23 protein-coding genes, 4 pseudogenes and 1 other annotated feature are annotated in these 23,008 nt (G+C 64.9%); of the genes and pseudogenes, 12 read left to right on the forward strand and 15 right to left on the reverse strand.

What is annotated here, in order from left to right; genetic code table 11:
• Positions 1-3: 3 nt before the first annotated feature.
• Together RCH07_RS14235 and RCH07_RS14240 are read left to right on the forward strand one after the other, a co-directional pair.
• Positions 4-714 (forward strand): class I SAM-dependent methyltransferase, encoded by a 711-nt coding sequence (locus RCH07_RS14235; RefSeq protein ID WP_326968132.1) that lies wholly within the window; start codon positions 4-6, stop codon positions 712-714.
• Positions 698-1,840 carry an FAD-dependent oxidoreductase gene (locus RCH07_RS14240; protein ID WP_326968133.1) on the forward strand — a complete coding sequence of 381 codons (1,143 nt, stop codon included), beginning with the start codon at positions 698-700 and terminating at the stop codon, positions 1,838-1,840. The genes RCH07_RS14235 and RCH07_RS14240 overlap by 17 nt, the downstream gene beginning before the upstream one ends.
• A 20-nt stretch (positions 1,841-1,860) precedes the next feature.
• Here the strand turns inward: RCH07_RS14240 and RCH07_RS14245 are convergent, their stop codons facing one another.
• From RCH07_RS14245 to RCH07_RS14260, 4 genes and pseudogenes are all read right to left on the reverse strand, one after another.
• Entirely contained in the window at positions 1,861-2,226 is a 366-nt protein-coding gene (locus RCH07_RS14245) for a nuclear transport factor 2 family protein (RefSeq protein ID WP_326968134.1), read from the reverse strand.
• Between the two features lie 94 nt (positions 2,227-2,320).
• A pseudogene (locus RCH07_RS14250) lies at positions 2,321-2,503 on the reverse strand (IS256 family transposase); the annotation flags it as partial.
• Positions 2,504-2,519: 16 nt separating this feature from the next.
• Positions 2,520-3,738 (reverse strand): annotated as a pseudogene (locus RCH07_RS14255) (IS3 family transposase).
• Positions 3,348-3,461, reverse strand: a sequence feature (AL1L pseudoknot). Its footprint overlaps the pseudogene before it by 114 nt.
• 56 nt (positions 3,739-3,794) lie before the next feature.
• Positions 3,795-4,151 (reverse strand): annotated as a pseudogene (locus tag RCH07_RS14260) (GNAT family N-acetyltransferase); the annotation flags it as partial.
• Positions 4,152-4,227: 76 nt separating this feature from the next.
• Here RCH07_RS14260 and RCH07_RS14265 point away from each other — a divergent pair.
• A complete protein-coding gene (locus RCH07_RS14265) occupies positions 4,228-4,458 on the forward strand; it encodes a DUF6480 family protein (RefSeq protein ID WP_326968135.1) in 231 nt (76 codons plus the stop codon).
• A gap of 63 nt (positions 4,459-4,521) precedes the next feature.
• Here RCH07_RS14265 and RCH07_RS14270 read toward each other — a convergent pair whose 3' ends face one another.
• From RCH07_RS14270 to RCH07_RS14305, 8 genes are all read right to left on the reverse strand, one after another.
• Entirely contained in the window at positions 4,522-5,184 is a 663-nt protein-coding gene (locus RCH07_RS14270; protein ID WP_326968136.1) for a transposase, read from the reverse strand.
• An 80-nt stretch (positions 5,185-5,264) separates the two neighbouring features.
• Positions 5,265-6,032 (reverse strand): hypothetical protein, encoded by a 768-nt coding sequence (locus RCH07_RS14275; RefSeq protein WP_326968137.1) that lies wholly within the window; start codon positions 6,030-6,032, stop codon positions 5,265-5,267.
• The gene (locus RCH07_RS14280) at positions 6,029-6,412 is read right to left on the reverse strand and encodes a hypothetical protein (protein ID WP_326968138.1); all 384 of its coding nucleotides are present in this window, start codon (positions 6,410-6,412) and stop codon (positions 6,029-6,031) included. The genes RCH07_RS14275 and RCH07_RS14280 overlap by 4 nt, the downstream gene beginning before the upstream one ends.
• A 448-nt stretch (positions 6,413-6,860) precedes the next feature.
• Positions 6,861-7,910 carry a diacylglycerol/lipid kinase family protein gene (locus tag RCH07_RS14285; protein ID WP_326968139.1) on the reverse strand — a complete coding sequence of 350 codons (1,050 nt, stop codon included), beginning with the start codon at positions 7,908-7,910 and terminating at the stop codon, positions 6,861-6,863.
• 105 nt (positions 7,911-8,015) lie between these two features.
• Entirely contained in the window at positions 8,016-8,747 is a 732-nt protein-coding gene (locus RCH07_RS14290; RefSeq protein ID WP_326968140.1) for a PspA/IM30 family protein, read from the reverse strand.
• Between the two features lie 37 nt (positions 8,748-8,784).
• Positions 8,785-8,937, reverse strand: coding sequence for a hypothetical protein (locus RCH07_RS14295; protein WP_326968141.1), 153 nt, complete (start codon positions 8,935-8,937; stop codon positions 8,785-8,787).
• Positions 8,937-9,641: a hypothetical protein gene (locus RCH07_RS14300; protein WP_326968142.1), complete on the reverse strand. Its 705-nt coding sequence runs from the start codon at positions 9,639-9,641 to the stop codon at positions 8,937-8,939. Before RCH07_RS14300 ends, RCH07_RS14295 begins: the two co-directional genes overlap by 1 nt.
• Positions 9,642-9,733: 92 nt before the next feature.
• The gene (locus RCH07_RS14305) at positions 9,734-12,328 is read right to left on the reverse strand and encodes a cation-translocating P-type ATPase (protein WP_326968143.1); all 2,595 of its coding nucleotides are present in this window, start codon (positions 12,326-12,328) and stop codon (positions 9,734-9,736) included.
• 181 nt (positions 12,329-12,509) lie between these two features.
• Between RCH07_RS14305 and RCH07_RS14310 the strand changes: the two genes are divergently transcribed.
• The 5 genes from RCH07_RS14310 to RCH07_RS14330 all read left to right on the forward strand — a co-directional run bounded on the left by RCH07_RS14310 (position 12,510) and on the right by RCH07_RS14330 (position 16,698).
• Positions 12,510-13,109 (forward strand): Chromate resistance protein ChrB, encoded by a 600-nt coding sequence (locus tag RCH07_RS14310; protein WP_326968144.1) that lies wholly within the window; start codon positions 12,510-12,512, stop codon positions 13,107-13,109.
• A 198-nt stretch (positions 13,110-13,307) separates the two neighbouring features.
• Positions 13,308-13,880: a recombinase family protein gene (locus RCH07_RS14315; protein WP_326968145.1), complete on the forward strand. Its 573-nt coding sequence runs from the start codon at positions 13,308-13,310 to the stop codon at positions 13,878-13,880.
• A 704-nt stretch (positions 13,881-14,584) separates the two neighbouring features.
• Positions 14,585-14,923: a hypothetical protein gene (locus tag RCH07_RS14320; RefSeq protein WP_326968146.1), complete on the forward strand. Its 339-nt coding sequence runs from the start codon at positions 14,585-14,587 to the stop codon at positions 14,921-14,923.
• 570 nt (positions 14,924-15,493) lie between these two features.
• Positions 15,494-16,264, forward strand: coding sequence for a ParA family protein (locus RCH07_RS14325; protein WP_326968147.1), 771 nt, complete (start codon positions 15,494-15,496; stop codon positions 16,262-16,264).
• Positions 16,261-16,698, forward strand: a complete 438-nt coding sequence (locus RCH07_RS14330) for a hypothetical protein (RefSeq protein WP_326968148.1) — start codon at positions 16,261-16,263, stop codon at positions 16,696-16,698. The genes RCH07_RS14325 and RCH07_RS14330 overlap by 4 nt, the downstream gene beginning before the upstream one ends.
• A gap of 75 nt (positions 16,699-16,773) precedes the next feature.
• On the opposite strand, the gene RCH07_RS14335 is transcribed toward RCH07_RS14330, so the two are convergent.
• Both RCH07_RS14335 and RCH07_RS14340 read right to left on the reverse strand, forming a co-directional pair.
• On the reverse strand, positions 16,774-18,597 hold the full coding sequence (locus RCH07_RS14335; protein ID WP_326968149.1) for a MarR family transcriptional regulator: 1,824 nt from the start codon (positions 18,595-18,597) through the stop codon (positions 16,774-16,776).
• Positions 18,598-18,818: 221 nt separating this feature from the next.
• Complete coding sequence (locus RCH07_RS14340; protein ID WP_326968150.1) at positions 18,819-19,052, reverse strand: hypothetical protein; 234 nt, start codon at positions 19,050-19,052, stop codon at positions 18,819-18,821.
• 441 nt (positions 19,053-19,493) lie between these two features.
• Between RCH07_RS14340 and RCH07_RS14345 the strand changes: the two genes are divergently transcribed.
• From RCH07_RS14345 to RCH07_RS14360, 4 genes are all read left to right on the forward strand, one after another.
• Entirely contained in the window at positions 19,494-20,024 is a 531-nt protein-coding gene (locus RCH07_RS14345) for a hypothetical protein (RefSeq protein ID WP_326968151.1), read from the forward strand.
• Entirely contained in the window at positions 20,024-21,010 is a 987-nt protein-coding gene (locus tag RCH07_RS14350) for a hypothetical protein (RefSeq protein WP_326968152.1), read from the forward strand. Before RCH07_RS14345 ends, RCH07_RS14350 begins: the two co-directional genes overlap by 1 nt.
• A 32-nt stretch (positions 21,011-21,042) precedes the next feature.
• A complete protein-coding gene (locus RCH07_RS14355; protein ID WP_326968153.1) occupies positions 21,043-22,161 on the forward strand; it encodes an alpha/beta hydrolase family protein in 1,119 nt (372 codons plus the stop codon).
• An 80-nt stretch (positions 22,162-22,241) separates the two neighbouring features.
• Positions 22,242-22,637: a hypothetical protein gene (locus RCH07_RS14360; RefSeq protein WP_326968154.1), complete on the forward strand. Its 396-nt coding sequence runs from the start codon at positions 22,242-22,244 to the stop codon at positions 22,635-22,637.
• A gap of 215 nt (positions 22,638-22,852) precedes the next feature.
• Here RCH07_RS14360 and RCH07_RS14365 read toward each other — a convergent pair.
• A pseudogene (locus tag RCH07_RS14365) lies at positions 22,853-23,008 on the reverse strand (IS3 family transposase); the annotation flags it as partial.

Genomic DNA, 23,008 nt, shown 5'->3' on the forward strand with positions numbered 1-23,008 from the left:
AACGTGAAGTTTCTGCAGGACCGCGCGGCAGACACCGTCGAAGAAATGGACCTGCCCGGATGCGACCCCCAGCGGCTGGACCGCACCTATGCCCAGTTCGCCATCGTCAACCGCGTGGTTTCCGGCTGGCGCGGCATCTACCGGACCCGGCTGAGGCCCCGGCTGTCCCCAAGCGTCCCGACAACCCTGCTGGACATCGGCTGCGGTGGCGGCGACGTGCCGGTCCTGCTCGCCCGCTGGGCCGCCCGGGACGGACTGCGCCTGAAGATCACGGCCATTGACCCTGACCCGCGGGCCAGCCGCTTCGCACGCGAGCGGCACGCCGCGTCAGCAGTCACCTTCCGCCAGGCCACCGCCGCGGAGCTCATGGCGGAAGGCGAACGCTACGACCTCGTGGTTTCCAACCACGTCCTCCACCATCTGGGCCCGGAGGAGTTTCCAAGGTTCCTCGAAGAGTCGGCTGCGCTGGGCCGCGGCCTGACCATCCACAACGACCTCCGCCGCGCCCCCGCCGCCTACGCACTGTTTTTTGCCGGCGCCTGGATTTTCACCGGTTCCTACATCCGGCAGGACGGGCTGACCTCCATCCGGAGGGGCTACACCGCGCCGGAGCTGAGGTCTACCGCTCCCCCGGGCTGGACGGTGGCCAGGCACTCCCCCTTCCGCAACCTGCTCGTCCTGGACACAGCGACGGCGGGTGCTGCTGGTGGCTGACGTGCTGATCATCGGCGGCGGCCCGGTGGGACTGTTCATGGCCGCCCTGCTGCTGCAGCACGGCGTCGCGGTCCGGGTCCTGGAACAGCGGACAACCCCTGATACGCACTCCCGGGCCATCGGCATCCATCCCCCGGCGCTTGAGGCACTTGGGCAGATCGGCGTCGCCCGGGTGCTCGTCGCCGGAGGCGTCCGGATCCGTCGCGGCATTGCCGTCGCCGCCGGCAGGACGCTCGCCGAGATGTCCTTCGCCGGCGTGTCCGAGACCTTCCCTTACGTGCTCTCCCTGCCCCAGGCGCGCACCGAAGCGGTCCTGGAACAGCGAGTCCGTGAGCTGGACCCGGATGCCCTCCTCCGCGGCGTCCGGCTCCGCCAGCTGCACGACGACGACGGCCGGGTCACGGTGGAGACCACCACTGACGGCAGTCCGCTCCGGTACGCGGCGCGGCTTATCATCGCGGCCGACGGCGTGCGCTCCAGCGTGCGCGCCTTGAAGGGCATTCTCATGAGGGCGAAGGACTACCCGGACAGCTACCTGATGGGAGATTTTGCCGACAGCACGAACTTCGGCCCGGACGCCGCGCTGTTCCTGGAAAGCGAGGGCATCGTCGAGTCCTTCCCCCTGCCCGGGCAACTGCGCCGCTGGGTAGTCCGGCTGGATGCCGCCAAGCCGGATGCGGACGCCCGCTGGTTGGTGCAACGCATCCTCAAGCGGACCGGGATCGACGTCGACCCCGGGACCAACAGCATGCTGAGCAGCTTCGGCGTCCGCTCGCGCGTGGTCCGCCGGATGGTGGCCGGGCGCACGGTGCTGATCGGGGACGCAGCCCACGAGGTCAGCCCGATCGGGGGCCAGGGCATGAACCTCGGATGGCTTGACGCAGCGGCGCTCGTGCCGGCGGTGCTGGCTCAATTGCAGGGCGAAAGCGGAGCCGGGCCGTTGCGGAACTTTGAACGGACCCGCCTGCGGGCAGCCGCCAAAGCGGTTCGTCAGGCGGAAATCAACATGGCGTTGGGACGCCCGCTCCCAATCGGTGTTCTGACGGTGCGGAACCGGGCCATCTCAGCTGCCGCTGGCGTTCCCGCCGTGAATTCGCTGGTGGCCCGCCGCTTCACGATGCATTGACCGCCGCGGGGAAGCCCGGCTCACAGTGACGTGTAATAGCAGTCATAACTGTCCTGGCTGACGATCCGGCCAGCCCGCACCTCGAAGACCGATGCCGTCCGGGCACGGATGACCTCGCCCGCATCCCAATACGGCAGATCCATCAGCACGGTCGCGGACCAATCGGCCTCCACCACCACGCGGCTGCCGTCACACGTTGTCCGCCGGACGTCGAAGCGCTGCCCGGACACGACCTGGCCGCCGGCATCCGCCCCAGCCAAGGCCTGTTCACGGTTGCGCGTAGACCCTTCCGGGGCAAGCAGGTGGGGTGCCTCGACGAGTGTGTAGTTCTCGGCCAGGAACGGGCCGATCTTGGCCGCGCTGCCGCCGGCTTCCAAGGCACGCAAGAGGCCGAGAACGCAGTCGAGCGGCGTGCCGCTCCGGGGGTTACGTCCCGCTGAGGGGTGGAGTTTCTCGACACCGTGCAGGTCAGTTATCTGATTATGCTGCAGTGAGGTCGGGGAGCAAAATCGCCTCCTCGATCGAATCGGCGATGGCCGCGGTCATGGCTGTGAGTTCGGCCATGGAGGCCTCGGAGAGGTAGCGGCGGTCGCCGGCTTCCCATTCGTCGTGTTGTTCGGCCAGGACGGCGCCGACGAGACGGATCAGGGTGTCAAGCCCCGGGTTTTGTGGAGGGTGTTTAGTTGGAAATCTTGGCTAATTCCCCAGCCGGGTGACCGGCGTGGAGCTGTTCGTATTCCACGGGCGGGCAATGGCCGATCTCTCCATGGAGCCGCCGGTGGTTGAACCAGTCGATGTATTCGACCACGGCGACCTCGAGCTGGTTGATGTCCGTCCACGGCCCCTTGTTCCGGATGAGTTCGGCCTTGAACAGCGAGTTGAACGCCTCGGCAAGGGCTTTGTCATACGAGTCGCCCTTGGAACCGACGGAGGCTACCGCGGCGGCTTCCTCCAGGCGCTGGGTGTAGCGGATCGCACGGTACTGGACTCCTCTGTCGGAGTGATGGACCAGGCCGGTAAGGTCGGCGCCGTCGCGGGTCCTGGCCCAGATCCCCATTTCCAGGGCGTCCAGTGCGAGATCGGTGTAGAGGCTCGTGGCAACCTGCCAGCCGACCACCCGGCGGGAAAACACATCGATGACGAACGCCGCGTAGACCCAGCCGGCGAACGTGCGGACATAGCTTATATCTGCTACCCAGAACCGGTTCGGAGCCTTCGCGGTGAACCGGCGCTCGAGCAGATCCGACGGACGGCCGGTCTCCGCCGCAGGCTTCGTCGTCCGGGGCCCCTTCGCACGGGAAACCCCGCGCAGGCCCTTCTGGCGCATCAGCCGCTCCACGGTGCACCGCGCGACCTCGATGTCTTGGCGACCCAGTTCCTTATGGACCTTCCGGACCCCCTAGACACCGTAGTTTTCGGCGTGGATGCTCTCGATCTTCTCTCCCAGTTCCAGGTCCCTGACCGCCCTGGCAGACTCCGGGCGGGAACGCCGGGCGTAGTAAGTGCTTGGGGCGATCTGCAGCGCCTTGCAGATCGGCTCGACCCCGTGTTCGTCGCGGTGCTTGTCCACGAAGTCGCACATCACCTCGACGGGCGGTCGAGCTCCGCCGCGAAGAAAGCCGAGGCCTGCTTCAGGATCGTGTTCGCCGGCCGCAGCTCCCGGACTTCACGCTCGAGTCCGGCGATCCGGTCCGCGTCCGTTGTCGTCGTTCCCGGCCGCAGCCCTCGTCGATCTCGGCTCGGCTCACCCAGGTCCGCAGAGCTTCAGGATTCACTCCAAGCTGCTCGCCGATCCGGCCGAATGCTCCGGTCCTCGCCGCGGGATCTTTTCTTGCATCGATCGCCATCCGTGTTGCACGCTCACGCAGCTCGATCGGATATTTTCGTTGTGCTGGCATAGGAATCATCCTTCCGGGTAATCAATACCTCCATCAAACCCGGTGCGATTCATCGGCTCCGGGTTGGTGCCGGTCCCCTGCGCTGACGCAGCATTCCACGTGGAGCCGATCTCCCCCCGGGGAGTGCCGGCGTCGATATTCATGTACGTGGTCATGCCGATCACGCGGCCCGGGCCGCCGGTGGCGGGATCGACCAGCCGGGTGGTGAACGGCAGCATGGATCCCTGGTCCTGGAGGCTGAGCCGGCGGTCAATCTCCGCGGCCATGTCCTCCGGCGTGGGTACGGACGTGTACCAGAGCTTCCACAGTTCGCCATGGCGCGCCGCCTCCACCAGGCCGTCGTGGTGGGATTGGCTCAGCGGCTCCAGGACTACGTGCCGGCCGGTCAGGGTGATGGGCTCAAGAAAAGTCACGGCACCAGCCTAGGCCCACCGGGCAGCGCACCGTAGGCTGGGGACAGCATCAGCAAAAGCCAGCGAGGGAGTTGACGTGTCAGGACCCAATCCCGATCCGCAGGAAGACAAGATCACCGGCCTGGAACCCGGCGGCGGTGTCCCTCCGGGCGAGACCCCGCCCGGAGAGGGCTCCGTGGCAGGCACGCACGAACCCACGCAACGCGGGTCCGGAAAAGGCATGCAGGTGTTCTGGATCGCGGCCATCGGCGGGGGTGTCCTGCTGTTCCTGCTCTACTTCATCGGCTACATCGTGGAGCTGCTCTAGCCGCCGGGCGCGCTACCCTGCCCAGTCAAAAAAGGGGCTCTCCTGACATGAATGTGGGTGCCGCTATTTCTGGTATGGGAGGTTGATCGTGACGGGGCCGGAGGCGAGCATGATCAGGGCCAGGGCGGCTTTCGGGGTGTGGAATCCGTAGGACCTTCGGGTCATGGTTCTGATCTTGTTATTCAGCCCTTCGTGGCGTCCGTTTGAGAGGCCTGTGGTGACGGTGGCATGGATGCCCTGGGTGTGGCCCCGGATGGTCGCTGCGGCCTTCATGAAGGCGGGGAACCCGGAGCCGGCGGCCACGTCACACCATTGGCCGACCATGGCCATGACGTCGGCCGGGTCCAGATCCCCGGCGAAGATTTCCCGCAGGGCTTCCTTCAGTTCATACGCCTCCCAGAGCGCGCCTCCGGCGTCGCGCAGCTGCTCCAGGGTTGCCTGCTGTTTTTCGGTCAGATTCTGCGGACTCTTCAGCAGCACGTAGCGGTTGCCCTTGAACTTCCTCGCGAAGCGTTGGTCCGGTAACTCACGGGCCTGCTGCCAGAACGCCCGCCGCACCGTGTCCAATGCCGTGGTGCCGAGCTGGACCACATGGAACGGGTCGATGCAGATGACAGCCTCCGGTGCGTTGGCTTTCACGGATTTGATGAATGCCGGGCCCATGTCCATGCTCACGGCCTCAATCGTGGCCGTGTTCTCCGGGCCGATCACTTTTTCACAAGCCACCCCCTATGGACGATGGGTGGATCCGCGGACGGACGATTGGCCCGGCCTCCCGGGCTCAATGGTCTGTCGTCGACGGTGATCTAAAAGCAGCGGATTCCCAGTCGGTCGGCAGCAGTCCTAAGGGCGTCAGATCGTAGGCCGATGTCGGATTCCGACGCCACCCGGAGCGTGTCGCCGCCGAGCCCGCTGTCCCTGCGGCGGAGCCAGTACGCGAAGCAGTCCCCGCCAAACTTGCTGGTGTACCTGATGCCGGCCGGATGCGTCCCGTCATCCAGCACCAGCTCGCGCATCCAGCCGGCGATGCGGGTGGTGACCTCCCGGTTGGGTGCATGGATCTCGGCCAGTGTCACGTCCGTGCAGCCGGTCGCGGCGTGCAGGTCCTCACCCAGGACGCGGCGGATCGTGGCAATGGTGTCGGGATGACCGACGTCGATCCAGGATTCGGGCTCGCCCAGCTCCAGGCGGAAGAGCCGGCGGCGGTTCCGCCATTGCGCGGGAAGGCAGCCGCGCCCCATGTAGGAACCTTCCTCCCATTCCCCGGCGACCGCGGCCAGGAACTCCTCCAGCGTCAGACCGAGCGAGGACGCATCCTTTTCAAGGGGGTTCCCGGACCCCAGCTTCTGCGCGAAGACGGACAGGACTTCCTGGAAGGCCGTCTCCGGGGTCGATGCCAGATACACCGTGGATCCGGTCGTGTCGAAGCGGCCCCACGCGTGGCGGTCGGATCCGACAGACCTCGAGGGCGGGTTCAGTGCCCCGTAGTCTCCCACCGCCACGCGATAGGCGACGCTGAAGGCATCGTTCAACCACAGACCTGTCCTGCTGCAGAGCCGGCCGTCCGGGATCATGCGTCGTAAACGTCCTGCAGGAACGCGGTCACCGCGGCCGTGACTTCCTTGTGCCGGTCCTCACGGATGGCGGTGATCGGGGTGTCCTCCCCCAGCCACGGGTTTCCCCCGATAAACCAGGCCCGGGCCACATGATCCGACTCGGCGTCAGCGAGGTACCCCCACAGCCGGTGAGCCAGGCGCAGACGGTTCTCAAAGGCCGGACCAGGGGTAGGGCCGCACTGCTTGGCCCACCGGATCGGCTGCTTCGTGTCCTTCGACCCCGACAGGGCAGCAACAAGCGTCGGACCCAGATGGGTGTTCAGCCGGCGGACAAGCTCATGGATGTCCAGCCGGGCAGTCTCCATGTAGCCACTGTTGATCACGGTAGAGATACTCATACACCAAGAATACACCCCAAAGCCACCGGAAAGGGTGCTTGGGCCGAATGCTGGCAGGACTCTGCATTTAGACGCTGTCCTGCGGAATCGTCAACCGTAGCCCCCGCCACACGCACATGAGCTTGTCAACGCGTGATCAGGCCTGACGCCAGCTCCTCAAGGGGGCATGTCAGGCTTCTTCAGTGCCCATGTAGCCAGGAATGCTCTGGCAGTCTGCTTCGGTCGAGAAGAAGTAGTACTAAGTTAGTACTACTTCTTCTCGAGGTCGGCAATGGCCGGCCAAACGATCCTGTTCAGAATGTACTGAATACTTCGTTCTTTCTTGGCACACACAGCCTTGAGCCGCATGTGATCCGTCGGGGTCATCTTGGGGTGGCTCGTGAATTAGTGGAATATCCGACGTTAGCGTTCCAGCGGGCTTCGTAACGGGTTCGCTTTGCCGGTCGACCTAGAGATCCCTGAAGGCGGCGGGAACGATGACTTTCAGTGCTTCCGGCGCAATTTTGACTGCCAGTGGAGTGCTGCCGCTGATTTCGCCGTCGGTTTCGATCTCCCGGGCCGGTTCTGTGGTGACGGTGACGGTGCCGGCCAGGAGCATATCGCGGGGGCGCTGCCCGCCGAGGATGAAAGACAGCAGTGCCGCGGCGAACGCCAGGCGGCCGCTGCCACCTAGCCAGAAGACCGTCAAGGTGCGGTCATCGATGCTGGCATCGCCGGAGATTGCCGTGCCGCCGTGGGAGGGGCCGTTGGCGATGATGACCTGGTGGGTGCGGACCGTGCGGGATACGCCGTCGGCAGTGATGACAGCCTGGAACGGCCGGTGGGATATGAGGGCTTTGATGCCGCTGATGGTGTAGGCGAGCCGGCCGAACCTGCGCTTCAATGATGACGGGACCTGCGCTGCGACGGCGGCGGAGAGACCGATCCCGGCCACGTTCGCGAAATACCGGCCGTTGCCGAGCCCGAGGTCGATGTCGGCGACCCTGCCGCGGACAAGGACGTCAACCGCGCCGGGCAGATCCATCGGTATGCCCAGACCCCGGCAGAAGTTGTTGGTCGTACCGAAGGGCAGCACACCCAGGACCGTGTCCTGGTATGCCAGCCGGGCGGCGACATGGCTGATGGTGCCGTCGCCGCTGCCGACGATCAGCAGCGCAGGTGCGCCAGCGAGTGCCAGATCCAGGGCTTGTTCCAGCGTCCGGGGGTCATTGACCACGTGGACGGCGGTCAGTGTGAAACCGCGCTCCGTCAGCAGGATCTGGGCATGCCTGCCCAGCCGTGCCCCTTTCCGGGATCGGGAGTTGATTAACAGCGCGGCCCGCCGTGTCTGCTGGATCTCGTGCCCCAGCTCGTCCTTGGATTTCATGATCGCCTCACCCCGCCGGAACCCGCGTTTGGCTGCTGCGGCCGCGACGCACGAGGCCGGCCGCGGGAAGGATGGAATCGCCACGACGCCCGCCACCGGCGCGGTCAGCGCAAATGCGGCCGGCGCCGTCATGGCCAGCTTCAGACGCGAACGCCACGGCGGCGGTGCCGGATCTCTTCAAGCGCCCGGCGGAGGTCGCCGGCGACTCGTATTGTCCTTTCCCGGGGATGCGCAGGATCATGGGTGCTCCTGCGGTTCCGGCGGGTGGGGTGCTTCCAGTGAACGCTGTAGGGCGGCCAGTTCCTGCTCAATTTCGTTGTCGACTTCGAGCCGGTCGAACTCGGCGTCGATCCCGTCCTGTCCGTTTCCTCCGGACCGGCCCGGGCCTCCGGAGGCGACGAGCTCCTCCATTCCCGCGGCTCCGGCACTCAGGGCGGCTGCGTCTTGTTCGGCGCGCCGGAGCACTTCGTCGAGTTCGGCGAGGTCTCCGCCGGTTAAGGACAGGGACTGGGCAGCGGTGTTTCGTGCTTCGGCGGCAGTGCGGGCGGCGTCGAGGTCTTCTTTCCGGGTCCGGATTCCGTCGACCCGGGCCTGCAGGACTCCCAGTGAGCGGGCGATGGCGTCCTCCTGGTCCCGGAGCGCGTCGTGCTGCAGGGCCAGGTCGGTCAGCCGGCGGCGCAGGACCGCACGGTGTCCCAGCGCCTCCCGGGCGGGATCCTCGTGTCCGGCGGTGAGTGCCTGTTCGGCCTCCTGCTGCAGGCGGCGCATTAGGGCTGCTGCCTGTTGTGCCCGGATATCGACGCGGGTGCGTGCGGCGGCGACGTCGGCCAGGCCCCGCCGGACCTGCCGGAGCGTCTCCAGCTGTCGGGCATATAACGACTCAACATTTGCCTGCGGTTCCTCGGCCCGGCCTGGCTTGGCCGCGGTCATGGACCGCAGCAACATGGCCATCCTTTTGCTGATCTTCACGGTTCTCCTGGCGGTGGGACGGGTCACTGCCCGGCTGTCAGGGGCGGCGGTAGCGGCTGAGGCGGGTGTGCAGGCGTTGGTTCAAGGCGGCGGGTCCGGTCCTGCCGCGGGCCCGCAGGGCGCGTCCGGCCACCTCAAGGGCTTTCAGGGCCAGCGGCACGGCCGCGGCCAGCAACAGTTTCCGGCGCATCAGGGTCTCCTCGGGTCGTGCGGTCCGGGTCCGGGATTCCACGTGTCATCCCCGGGCGTGCCTTCGGCGGGGTTGCCGGAAGCCGAATAGCTCTGTGTCCAAGTCTTGAGCACCTGGCTCTCGATGGCCAGGCGGGCGGTTACCTTGTCCAGGTCGGCACCGCCCAGGGAGAGGCCGGCCTCGGCCAGTGTGCTGCGGATGTCACGGGCCGTGTGCTCGATCATCTCCAGCTGCCCGTCCAGGGCCGCTGCCATGGCGCGCCGGGCGCCGTCGTCGGGTTCACGCTCGGCCAGGCCGAGCTGCCCGTCGAGCACCGCGCCGGCCCGGGCCAGGGTGTCCAGGATCGCCGGAAGCTCTCCGACCGGACGCTGCTGTGCCCGGGCCAGGTCCAGGCTGCGGCCGGTGGAATCCAGCGCGGCCTTCAGGTCCAGCCGTTTCTGCGCCAGTTCACGTCCCAGACCTTCGCCGGTTTCCGCCCGCATCCTCAGCAGCCCGCCCTGGACCGCGTTGCCCAGTCCGCCCTGCAGCCGTTGCAGGGCCCCCGACCGGCGCACCCGGCGCAAGAGCAGCCATACCGTCATGGCAGCGACCAAGACCAGGACCATAGCGACGACGAGGATGGTGATCACCGTTCCCGGGCCGAGCAGGCTGAGAAAGTCGATTCCACCCTCGCCGGAATCGGCCGGTGCTAAAAAGGGATTCACGTGTCGTCCACCTTCGATGGAATGTTACGTCCGTAGCACTTCCGAGTAATTATCGTAGCATCCATGGTTTGCCGCGGTCTGTGGGCCAGGGGCTACAACCGGGCCGTGGAGGCACCGAAGCGACGCAGCAGCACGGCCAGTGCCGTGGCCGCGGCGACCGCCGCGACGGTGACCGCGAGCTGCTGCCCGGTCAGGGGCGTCAGGCGCAGGGCGGCCGCGGCCGGCGGCCAGGTGACCGCGGCCAGGCCGGAGCCGGTTGCGGCGGCGGCCCAGGCCGGGAACGCCGGGTTGGCCCGCCAGGACAGTCCGGGCCGGGCACGCAGGGTCCAGGCGATCAGCACGTGCCCGGCCAGCCACGCGAACACGGCCCCGGCCCGGGCTTGGCCGGTATCGGCGCCGGTGGCGGAGAGGATCAGGTAGGCCGGGATAACGGCCAGGGCCAGGGTCAGGCCGACAGCGGACAGGGCGGTGAGGAAATCCCTGTCCACGAACCGGGCCCCCGCGGGCCGGGGCGGGCGGCACATCGCGGCGGGGGCGACCGGTTCGGAGACAAAGGCCAGGGACGCGCCGATATCCATGAACAGTTCCAACAGCACGATGTGTGCCGGGGCGAACGGTACGGGATGCCCGGCCAGCAGCGCGGCGGTCATGGCGGCGACAAGGGCGACTTTTGCCCCGAGGTAGAAGGCCACGGCCCGGCGGAGCTGGGAGGCCACGGAACGCCCTTTTTCCACGGCCCGCACCACGGTCGGGTACGCATCATCGGTCAGGACCAGCCCGGCGGCCTGCCGGGCCAGGTCCGTCCCGCGCAGGCCCATCGCGATCCCGACGTCGGCGGCGGCCAGTGCGGGGGCGTCGTTCACCCCGTCGCCGGTGACCGCGACCCGGTGACCCCGGGACTGCAGCAGGCGTACCAGGCGCAGTTTGTCCGAGGGTGTGGCCCGGCCAACGACCGTCCCGTCCACGAGCCGGCCGGCCAGCTCATCATCGTCCATGGACGCCAGGGCCGCGCCTCCGCGCAGGGTCGGCCCGGCTGCAAGCCCGGCCGCGGAAGCCACCGCGCGTCCGGTATCCGGATGATCGCCGGTGACCACCAGGGTCGCGACCCCCGCGCCGTGCAGTTCGGCCACCGCCTCACGGACGCCCTCGCGCAGGGGATCATCAAAGACCACCAGGCCCGCCACGCTCAGGTCCCGTTCCAGCTCCGCCGCAACGGGACCCCCGTCGGGTCCGGCATCCGCGAGCATCAGGGTCTCGCGATCACTGAGTGGGCGGGAAGCGAACGCGATGACGCGCCGGCCCTGGGCCGCCAGGGACGCGGCCTGCGCGGACCAGTCCCCGGCCTGGCCCGCGCGGGCCGCGGCCAGCACGGCTTCGGGTGCCCCGCCGACGGCCAGCCATGCCCCGGACCCGTCCTGCCAGGCCCGGGCGACGCGCTGACGGTCCGGGTCGAACGGCCAGACGCCCAGCACCGGCCCCGTCATCAGGGTCTGCAGGTCCCGGAGCGGCAGTTCTTTCGCGGCGGCGGCGGCGATGGCCTGCTCCATCGGTTCCTTGCTGCCGGCACTGGGGCCGCCCTGGGCCGCCAGGGCCACGGACAGGACCCGCTCCCGCGTGCCGCGGACCTCGTGAAGGACCAACCGGTTCTGCGTCAGCGTCCCTGTCTTGTCCGTCAGCAGGTGAGTGATCGAGCCCAGGGCTTCTCCTGCCGCGAGCCGGCGCAGCAGCGCTCCGCGCCGGGCCAGCTGCAGACCGCCGACGGCCAGCAGCACCGTCACCAGGATCGGCAGCTCCTCCGGAACCGTGGCAAAGACCATCGTCAGGGCCGTCAGCAGCATGTCCTGCGGCCGCTGCCCGGCGACGAAGATCCCGAGCAGGGGAACGGCCACCGAAACCAGAACGGCCAGGATCAGGACCAGCCGCGCCAGTTCCTTCATGGCCTGCTGCAACGGGGTGCGCTGTTCCGCCTGTGTGGTGGCTGCCGTCCCGATCCGGCCCAGCTCGGTGCCGGGTCCGGTGGACACGGCCACCGCCGTGCCCTGGCCGTCCATGACATGGGTGCCGGCGAAGACAAGGCTCGAACGGGACGCCAGATCCGCGCCCTCCGCTACCGCGGTGGTGCTCTTGCCGGCAGAGACGGCTTCACCGGTGAGCATCGATTCATCGACGCGCAGCCCGTGCGCATCCAGGATGCGCGCGTCCGCGGCAATGATGTCTCCGGCCTCGAGCACCAGAACATCGCCCGGGACCACCGCGGCTGCGTCCACTGAAACACGGGTGCCATCGCGCAGGACCCGGGCATGAGGTGCGCTCAGATCCTCCAGGGCTGTGATGGCCCGGGATGCGCGGACCTCCGAGGTGGTTTCGACCGCGGCGCTGAGCACGATGACGCCCAGGATGGCGAGGGCGTCCATCAGTTCCCCGAAGACGAAGGAGAGAACGGCTACCACGATCAGCAGCAGCTGCAGCGGCTCTGTGAAGGATTCAAGGAATTCCTCGAGCCAGGACTCCTGCTTTCGGGGATGCTGCCGGTTCGGTCCGTTCCGGTCCAGGAGCTCCCCGGCGCGCCGGGAGCTCAGGCCCTCACGGCCCGAGCCCAGTGTCGTCAGTGCCTCGTCGGCTGCCATCGCGTGCCAGGCAGGGCCGGCACCGGCCGGCGGGTGCGTTGCCTCGTTGGTTCGTGCCATGGTTTCCTGATCACACTTTCGCAGTCCGCCGGAATGTCGCCTCCGCCCCGGACGGGACGGAACGGCCAAGTTTACGAATGTAACCTTGGCCGTTTGGTTTTTCACCCGGTCGCCGACATGCCGGCGACCGGAGTTTCCACGTGGAAATGGGCTTTCAATGTTACGAATGTAACATTGTGGCGTGAGGAAGATAAAAGAACGGACCTGGCTGCTGGTGACGGTTTCAACGGCCGGGGCACCCGCCGCCCTGCGGGTCACCGTGTGGCGCAAGCTCAAGGAACTCGGGGCGCTGTATCTGCAGCAGTCGGCCTGCCTGCTGCCTCAGCTGCCGGCGACCAGCAGGGCTATCAGCCAGCTCTCGACCCGGATCATGCGTGACGGCGGGACGGTGCGTGTGCTGACGATGGCCTTCAGCGATCCTGCCCAGGAGCAGGACATCATCAGGGAGCTGCAGACCGCCCGGAAAGATGAATACGCCGAAGTCCTTGAACGCTTCCCCTCCTTCTTCGCCGAGCTGGGCATGGAAACCGCCCGCGGACGGACAACATTTGAAGAAGTCGAGGAATCCGAGGCCGACCTGGCCCGATTCCGAAGCTGGATCAGCAAGATCCGGGCCCGTGACTATTTCCAGGCCCCCCTGGGAGACCAGGCGCGGACCGAACTCATCCGGGCCGAAGAGGCCATGACCCTGTTCGCCGAAGCGGCCATGCTCACCGACCACGTCATCACCGATGAAGCCGACGATGCCCCCGGAACGGTCCCGCGCCTGCGTTCCGTTTAACACCACGCAGTATGACTTTAGACATTCCGTGCAGGCGACTTCGGAAAATGACAGCCGTTTGAGAGCGTCGGGTAACGATCGTTGGCGAGACACTGTTCGCCTGCTTTGCGGATCCGCGGAATCACGGACAGGGTTTTGTAACGCTTTCCGTGTACTCACCTACATAACGTGCTGTCCCGTTGGTGATACGTTTTGGGCATGCGAATCGGATACGGCAGGGTCTCGACCCAGGAACAGCATCCTGAGGCCCAACATGATGCGCTGGCCGCTGGCGGCTGTGAGCAGATCTTCATCGACACCGCCCCGGGAAAACTGGCCCGCAGGCCGGAGCTCGACAAAGCCCTGCTCTCCGCGAACCGGGCCGGTGATCAGCTTGTCGTCACCAAACTCGACCGGCTCGGCCGGTCGTTGGAAAACCTCATCGAACTCTCCAACACCCTGCAGGGGCGCGGCGTTGATCTGGTGGTTCTTGACCAGGGCATCGACACGTCCACTTCCATTGGGCGGATGTTCTTCCAGATTCTGGGCTCGATCGCTGAATTCGAGCACTCCCTGATGTCCGAACGAACCCGGGACGGACTGGCCGCGGCCCGAGCGCGGGGTCGAACCGGCGGACAGAAACCAAAACTCGGTCCCCGGCAGGTCAGGCTGGCCCGGGAAATGTATGACGAGAAGGGTCCCGACGGGAAACGTGCCCACACCGTCGAACACATCGCCCGGGAATTCGGTGTCACCCGGCCCACGATCTACCGGCACCTCTCAAAATCATGAACGCTTTGGTTCCTGTCGCAGCCCGATCGGCGGCGCGGCGGTTTAGCAGATAGGGATCTCTGAAGTGGCTCTACGTTCTTTGCTCACCGCCGCCGAGCGTGGCCAGATCCTGAGAATACCCACCGACTCAGAGGAGCTGGGGGTTTGAGGACCATTGCTCGGGAAAGTCACGCTAAGCCGATCTCCAGTCGTAACGATGGTTGCCTCGGCTCGTTGTGCCTGAAGGGCTAAACACAAATACTTGACTGCGGCCGAGGATGCCCCGTACGGACGACTCGAGGCGTAGGCCACCGTCCAGTCGTTGTTGGAGCGGCTTTTCCCAAACGACGCCGATCCGGACCTCGTCGCGAAACGGCGCGGTGATCGCAACCGACGCCGGTTCAGTCTCCAACCAGTGACTGTCCGATGCCTCGGACCACACCGTCCAGTGCGTCGCCGACCTGCTTCAGGCCCCGCGCTCCACGATCATCTCAACAAAACAAACATCGGACGACACCCCACCCCAGCGATGTGGCCCGGCGTAACAGTGATGCCGATCAGAACCTCGGCTACCAGGCCCCACCGGCTTAGCGTGACTTTCCCGAGCATTGGTCCTCAAACCCCAGGTCCGTCTAGGCTTGAACTCGGCCCTTCGGACTTTCACACTGCGCCGGAACCCGCTCTCGGCGCAGTGGCTGCTGGAAAGCATCACCGACTAGGTCGCGGTGACATTGAACCCCAAACCAATCAGCGATCAGACGTGGGCAGGGATCCGGGCGGAATTCACCCTGACGGCCCTGCAGCAGGTGCTGCGACAGCTCGTCCGTGTCTTCATCGACGACAACACCTTCTGCCCGGGATTCCAATTCCTCCCCGGCGGGCAACTCCACCCAACCGTCGTTGAACTCTTTCAGCGGGCGATGGAGCTGCAGATCCCGCACAACTACTTCACCGCTTGGATGGTCTCCCCCTCCAGGGACCTTGCGGGCGCCCGCCCCGTTGACAACCTGAAAGGCGACCCCGCTCCCCTGCTACGCGCCCTGGAAGCCCACCGCTGGAGTTAAGCCGGGCCCTTGACGGCACCGCCGGGTGCGTAGCGTTGGCGCATGGGCGGAGCCCGGGTCATCAGGATCGAGGGCCCCTCGGATGCAGCCGTCATCGTCGCCTCCGCGCAGGACTGGGAGCCCGCCGGCGGCCTGCGCTGGCCTTGGCACACCGCGGTCCTTCCTGACATCTCCCGGCACGTCTCCGCCTTGTGCGTCGTCTTGCGTGCATGCATTCATGCATGCACGCTTTCCTGCTTCTATTCTTTGTTTCATTCGTTCTTTCCGTCATGCTGGCCAACATTGTGGCTTTCTTTCAAGCATGCTTGCTTGCTTGCTGGGGGAGGTGACGACCCTCCCGCGGCCATCACCTGTCGGGTCGTGTCCAGGGAGACCCGTCTCGGCACAATTGGCCTACTACCGGGGTTGTATGCCCACACCATGAATGGCGGGATTTTGGTCAACTTTCATGCATGCTGTCTTTCATGCATGCCCGCAAGACAGCCTGCTTTCATGCCAGCTTGATCACAACGGACGAGTAGTCGGCGTGTCTCCTTGAAACACACATATGCATCCGGAAAGCTTGCAAGCATGCAAACAATCATGGTTTACAGCGAGTCTGGCGGTGCCACGAAGACGACAACTGCTGTGTCCCTGGCAGCTGTCACCGCCGCTTCAGGACGCAAAGTTGTACTCGTCGACCTCGATCCGCGCGCCGCGGCGAGCAAGTGGATCGGTGTCGAGCCTAAAGAGGAGGGACTCCATATCGGCGCGATCCTTGGCGACTCGGATCCGGAAGGCTGGGCCCAGGACCTCGCCGTGGAGTCGAGCTGGTTCCCGAACCTGCGTGTCGTTCCCTCCGCCCGCAGTGTCTCCAACCGTGAAGCAGACCGCGCCGACCATGCCGAACTGCGCCTGCGCACCTCGCTCATCGGGATTGACGCCGACGTCGTCATCATCGACTGCCCTAACCGTCAGGGCGGCCCGCTGACCCTCTCCGCGCTGAACGCCGCCGACACGATCGTGTACGCCGCTGGTGCCACCGTCGATGGGGTGGACGGCGTGGCCGGGGCCCGCAAAAGCGTCGAGCAGTTCCGGATGTCCCGTAAGCGCATCGGGGCCCCGGACAACTTGCACGAGGCAGGCATCGTCGTCGGTGCAGTCGCATCGACCGTCATGTCCCGCATCGCGGTAGCCAGCATCGAAGAACTCCGCGAGACCGGAATGCTGCTCACCCCGCTGGTCCCACACCGGACCATCGTCCAGGAGATGCGCATGACGCAAGAATGGTATGGGGAATACCGCAAGGGCCAACCGGTCGTAGAGGCCTACAACGAGCTGATGAAGGAGATCATCCGATGAGCGAAGACCTGAAGGACCGACCGGCCGTCCTGCGCCGTACGCCGCGGCCGGCCCCTGATGAGAAGGTCGACCCGGTCGACTATTCGCCCTCACCCGTGCCGTCGCCACCAGTGAAGACTGAAGAACCAGCCCCGGACGGCGGGGGAGTGGAGTCGGTGAACCCGGATGCCGCACCCGCTTCCGTCCCCATACCCATCCAAGCCTCTATGGCCGGTCCCCTTGTCCAGACCGCCGCCCAGACACAGAGGTCGGTGCGCCAGGCATCCAGACCGGCCGCGAACCGGAAGACCACACGCCGCGAGGTGACATTTCCACTGAGCACACGCCTGTCCCAGGAAGTTATTGACGTGCTGTACACGGCCGCGGAAGAGGAGGGCATCTCGGTCCGAGAAGCGATCGAGCAAGCTATCAAGTCCCGATGGGGCCAGAACTAGGGGAGTGCCCGGGATCTGCCTTGCGCGCCTACTTTCATGCATGCATGCATGTGTGCAGCCTTCGGCGCTGAACACCTACCCGACATTGGTGAACGCCATGTCCGCGAGGGCCCACTCATCCGGTGGGCCCTCAAATGCCTCCCACGGATATTCCTCACCGGGGGAGAGGAGCTCCGCGACGGTGTTGACGTTCTTGGACAGCCACTCCTTCCACAGGATCCGTTCGATCCGGTAGCGCTGTAGCTGTGCCGCGACGGCTTCCAGCACACCGAAGTGCTCGGCGAGATCCTTCAACGACGTCCTAGACACCACCGCCCAGGCACGTGTGGTATCCCGGGCGATCATGTTCCACGCGGCCATTACCTCGAGCGCTTCACTAACAGCTGTCCGGGAGAGCCTGGTCAACTTCACGATCTCCGCCGTCGACAGGCCGGGGGAGTGCTCCAGCGCCTCGTAGACGAAGGCCGCCGGCAAGCCAAGTTCCCGGAACACCGGCCGCAGGGCGTGGATTTTACCCTTCCGCCAGGTTAGGTCTTCGGCCGCCGCCTTCACCTCTTCCGGCATGGTCAACATGTATAGGTCCCCTTTGGTGCCGCGGCCCTGTTCGACCAGGGTCACCAGCGGATCACTTTCGCTGCGCAAAGCCCTCAAGTGGGATCCGACAGTCGTATGGTCGAGCCCGGTGGCAACCGCAATAGACCGGGCACCGAATTCGACAAACCTGGATGCTGTCATGTGTGCGGCCTCCCCCAGTGACCGCAGCACCATTCTTCGCGCCAGCCCGGTCCTTGAATCGGTGTAGGCCTGCTCTTTCAGCCGGAGGGCATTTCGCCAGGTCCGGATGAACCGATGCTCCGTATCGGGATTCGTAGAAATCAAATTCGCTTGTATCCCGGGGGGCTGTGTAGGGGGCTGGCTTGTGGGGGATATACGGGCATTGTTCTTTCCGTCCCTGGATCCTGGGTCTTTGCTCAGGTAGCTGACCGCATTCAGCCAGTCCCGGCGCATGGCCGGGACCCGGTGCCGGGAGGCATAGCGGGCATAGAAGGAGGCCAGCCCTGGCCAGGTCCCCTGCATCATCCGGCGTTCCACATCGGTCAGTTCCATTCCGGCGGCCGCGGCCCCGGTGATGATCGCCTGGCGGGCCTCCGAGTCGGAGGCGTACCGGTTCGAGTCGTAGAGCCCCGTCTGTGCCATCAGCTGCATGAGCCGGGACATCCGACCGGCCGGGTGCTGGAGTTTGTGTGCCTCGTCGGCCGTCGGAGTGAACGTCTGCTCCAGGCGCAGTGCCCGGACGGCGCCGATCGCCCCCGCCAGGTCAACGTTCATGGCAGTCCACACGGAGGCTGAGTTCGGCCGGCGGGCGATGTCGTAGGCCATGTTCAGGCTCATCGCGAGTTCCTGGTGGCCGCCTCGCTTGTGCGGCGAACCGGGCGTGCGCATGCAGCCGTGGATGAGGTTCTGGTGCGGGGTCTTGTCCAGGGTCCGGTACCGGGCGCCCAGGGCCTCGACAAGATCACGCGCTTCAGAAAAGGTGACCCGCTGCTCCAGCGGGATGTAAACGTGGCGGCCACCGTTGGGGGAGTAGTCCTCAATCCAACGGGCACCGCAGCTGTGCAGCCAGGCCTGGACGGCGCGGACGTCGGCCTGCACCCAGTCGACGCCGGCGACGGAGGAGTCGAAGTCGAGGAAGATCGCGGCGCAGGTGCCGTCTTTTCCGAAGATCCGGACCGCGGCAGGGAACGTGGGGAGCGCCTCAGTCAGTGCCCGTTCGTGCTTCTGCGGGTACGTCTTGCCGGCGTCCCGAGAGAGGCGAACCCGGGGCTGACCTGCGAGAAGAGGCGCCAAAGCAGACCACGCCTGGGCGGGGTTGTACGTGGAGGATGGCCCGAGCGACACGCCAGCGCTATTTATGGCTGGCAGCACGCGGGCGTGCTGTTGTACGATGATGCTGTTCCTGTCGAGGGAATGACTGAGGGCCGATCTTGCAGGATCGGTTTTGCAACACAACTGAAGGCCTGTGAAGGTCTTCCTTCCGATTTACGATCTGTTCGCCGGCAAGCTTCCCGGATCGTTTATCTTCAGCTTCGAAGGCCCGCCTAGTGCGGGCCTTCTTCTGTTTATGAGGCTATGCGGATGGGCAGTTCCTCCTGGAGCGCGAAATGACCCAGCAATGCCAGGTCTTCGCGCAGCGACCGGTCGACGGCAGAGGAAACGTAGTCAGTGACAGTCATGCCTTTAGCGGCAGCGATCATTTGAACGTCCTCCGCGGTCTTGGCCTGCGTGCGGAAGCCAATGTATTTGCGGAGGCCCTTGCTGGGCCGTCCGCCTCCACGATTGATTACTGCGCTCATGGTCATGTCCTTTGAATCTTGCACAACCTGCGGTTGTGGCTGCTTCATCGCTGGTGCTACTTACAGTCGACCACTGTGAGGTTTCTGTTTACAGCCATCGACTGAGTCGAAAATAGCACTGTCCCCAGGGGCATCCGGGGATTTGTTTACAGAAAACGGCCCCGCGTGTCGCGCTGCACTGATCTCACGCCCTGTCGACCGCGGTCAAACCCTGCCTCCCCGGCGGTGCGGCAGCCTGCCGTCGGAACTGCTGCATTCGGGCGTGCGTCGTGGGCAGTGCGCGTAACACGGCGTCGACCACAGATGGCCCTCCTTCCCCTAGCGATGACAAGCACTTCTAAGACGCTCTTGATATGGTTGGGCCCGTTCTGCCCGGGATATGCTAAACCCTGAACCAGACTAAAACATGTTTGAAACATGTTTCAACCTAGCCTATCCCCATTGAAGCTATTGAAGGGTCATGTTGTTGTGACGCAAGCTCTGCGTTCCCTGTCTGTAACTACGTCTGAACAGGCTTTCCGCGATGCATCCGGTGCATTCGCAGCATTGGAACTGCCAGGCGGCCTGACGCTGAGTCTGCTTCTGAGCGTCATCGAAGACATCCGCGGCAAGCGGATCCGGATTCGTGCCACCGAGAAGCTGGTCGGCACATCCATCTGTGGTCTGTGGCTGCCGGGGGCGAAGATCGAGTGGGTGTTTCATCCCCCGACGCCCTGGGATCTGCAGCGTCAGCAGTTCATTCTTCACGAACTTGCTCACATGGTCCTGGGCCACGACACTACTCCCGGTGCGGGCACCGTCTTGAAGAGCGGCTTTCGTGGCCTGTCTCCCGAGATTGTGCGCAGGGCCCTCATGCGGACCGAGTTCCGGACGTTGGAAGAGGCCACGGCCGAGTACCTCGCCGATCTCATGGCTGAGGCGCTGAGGGCAGGGCCAGGTGAACCGGGCGCTTTCGAGGAGGTCTTCGGCTGATGGAGATCATCGCAGCGGGGCTGATGGTCAGCCTGACGCTCATCGTCATCGCGTCACGCGGCCAGGGAAAAGACGCCAGCATCCTATGGGCCTCGGTGCTGATTTCCGTGTCCATGGTCCTCAATATCAACCCTGTTTACCTACTCGCAGACGTGTGGGTAGGCGGGAGGAACTACGCGGACCTTGGAGCGAACCTTCTCCTGCTGACCGGTGTCTATTTTCTCGCCCGGGCCATTCACCGGGCTGCACAGCCGGCATCCTACGGCAGGAAATCGTCGTACGACGTATCGGCCAAAGCAGGACTTGCGGGCGCTGCGACATCGGCGACCATCCTGTTCATTCTGATCGATGCTCCGGTTACGTCGACGTCGTTCATGCGCGACTACGGCGGCCAGTTGACGGCCGGGCTGTATTCGGCCGTCCAGTATCTCTACATCGGCGCGGTTATGGCCGCCGCAGGCTGGACCTGCACGCGCTTTCGGAAGGCCTGGACCACCGGAATCTACACCACATCGTTCGCGCTCGTCGGTCTGGGTTGCCTGTCCGCCGTTCTGCTCGTCATTGATGTGCTCGTACTCGATGCCCTTCACGTGCTCGGTGATGTGGAGGCAATGTCCGCCTTGTCCGGAATCTATGCCGTGTTGAATTCGGCGACCTTTCTGTTTCTTTGCAATGGCATGGCCCTGCCTCCCGCCGGACGCAAAATCGCTGCCGTCTACGAAACGGCTCGAACCAGCTCTATACTTGCGGGCCTGAAACCTGTCTGGGGGCAGGCAGTAGCCGGAAACGCGGGACTGACCCTGGACCTTGGTGTCGTTCCGGAACGCCCGGACCGCCGGCGCCGCGAGCTGCACCGCATGATCGTGGAAATCCAGGACTCCCTGGCCCGGGATCCCGAAGCAAGCGACAGAGTCGGCAATGAGGGTCTTGAAATACTGGCTAACGCCTCCGACCATCTCGAGCGGCTGTCGTGGCGTCCCCGCTGAGGGCTGTCGCCTGGTTCGGGTTGCTTGGTGCCGTGGGCGCCCTTGCCAGTGCGGTCTGGGCTGCCCGCCAGGCGACTTCAGCCACATACAGGCGCCGCTATGACATCGTCCCCCTGGCAATTTCCAATGACGAGATCGAGTTCTCAGCCGCGAGGAACACCTTGGCGCCGGGGGAGTTCGGCCTGCAGCTCTCCGAAGGCGGTCCTCCGGCAGTCATCGGTCCAGTTGTTTCCCTGCGTGACGGTAAGGTGACACGGCGTCTCCTGCATCGGCCCGCTGGCCTGTCCCTGGACTCCAAGGGCAGATGGAGTGGCATTGTCTCCGTTGATCCATCATCCGCTACAGCCGATGTGGTTGAAATATTTGTCGAGACACCCCTCGGCCCAGCTCCTGCCTGGATGATCGACCGGGGAACTGACCGCTGGGCCATTCATGTCCATGGTCAAGGCAGTGACCGGACACAAACGCTGCGTGGGGTTGAGAGCGCAACGCGTATGGGACTCAGCTCATTGGTCGTCTCATATCGGAATGACGGCGAAGGCCCTCGCTCTAGGGACGCAAGATCGCATTTGGGCGAATCGGAATGGCGCGATCTCGAAGCCGCGCTTCGTTTTGTTGCGAAGCGCGGTGGAGCTGAATGCGTGGTGTTTGGCTGGTCTCTCGGGGCAACGATGGCGCTAAACACCGTGCAGCGGTCGTCCTTGGCAGTAATGATCAAAGGCCTCGTCATGGTCTCGCCTGTCCTGGTCTGGGAAGACGTACTGCGTGCCAACGCCCGCCATCAAAGGTGCCCGCAATTTCTTGGCTCACTCGTAGCCCGGCTCCTAGCCTTCAACGGATTCAGCAGGATGTCCGGCATGGAGGCCCCGTTGGAAGTGTGCAGTTCTGACCGGGCCAGATTCAACGGGGCCCTAAGTATCCCGGTCCTAATCCTCCACAATAAGAATGACTGGTCGGTTCCTTTTGAAACCTCGACTCGGTTCACGAAGGCACACGAAGACCTGACAGAGCTCGTGGAGTTCGACTGTTCCGGCCACACGCAAGAATGGAATTCCGACCCGGTAGGCTGGAATCTGGCAGTTCGCCGCTGGTATGAAAATTTGTTCCCTCCGCGTCCGGTTGGAGAACAAGCTGCGGCCGAAAGCCAATGAAATTGAATGGGGTTGAATTTATGGTTGGCCGTGGCACTCCCCGCGATCGGCTTGAACGGGCTGAAACCCTTGCTCGCAAGGTGAACCTCCTCCTGGACGTCGTGGTAGCCGAAGGCGGAGAACCCTATGAGTTCGCCAATATCCAGGCAGGCGTGCGCGAACACGGCTACGAGCTCTCTCGAACGCGCTGGTGGCGAATTCGCTCGGGCGAGTCGCCGGAAGCCGTCCCCAACGAGACTCTAGTCGCCTTGGCCAAATTCTTCGAAGTGGATCCGGCCTACCTGACCGATGAATCCGGCGAGCTCCCGGAACGGATTGAGCGGGAGCTGCAGATCCTGAAGAAGATGCGCCGCAACAAGCTAAAGAACATCGCCGCTCGAACTCTCGGCGACATCGACATCAAGACCCTAGAGGCGATCAACGCTCTCCTGGACGATGTGGACTCCTACGAAAGCAACAACCCCGAACGCGACTGAATCATGCGTGAAACATGTTTCGACACTGCTATCGTGAGTATGTGTTCATCACGCTCAGCAGCATTACCCACCACAGGGCACCGGCGTGCCGTCGATGTGTCTCGGGGCACGCAGGGTCAGTTTCCTTCGACATAGCTGATGTACTCGTGCGCCAACTCACGGACCCGCGCGGGTGCGCACGTCAAGTTTTTGAGACGTTTCGTAGTTGATGTCGGTTACGCGGCCGCGGGTTCGTGGTCGCGGGCTTGGTGGTCTGCGAGGGCTGTTGCCGGGGGGATGCCGCCGGCCCTGCGGTTGGGCCTGCGGCGGTTGTACCAGGCTTCGATGTATTCCATGACGGCGGTCCTGGCGGCAAGCCGACTGGCGAAGGT

The organism is Arthrobacter sp. CG_A4 (genome assembly GCF_035985125.1).
In the GTDB taxonomy this organism is placed as follows: Bacteria; Actinomycetota; Actinomycetes; order Actinomycetales; family Micrococcaceae; genus Arthrobacter.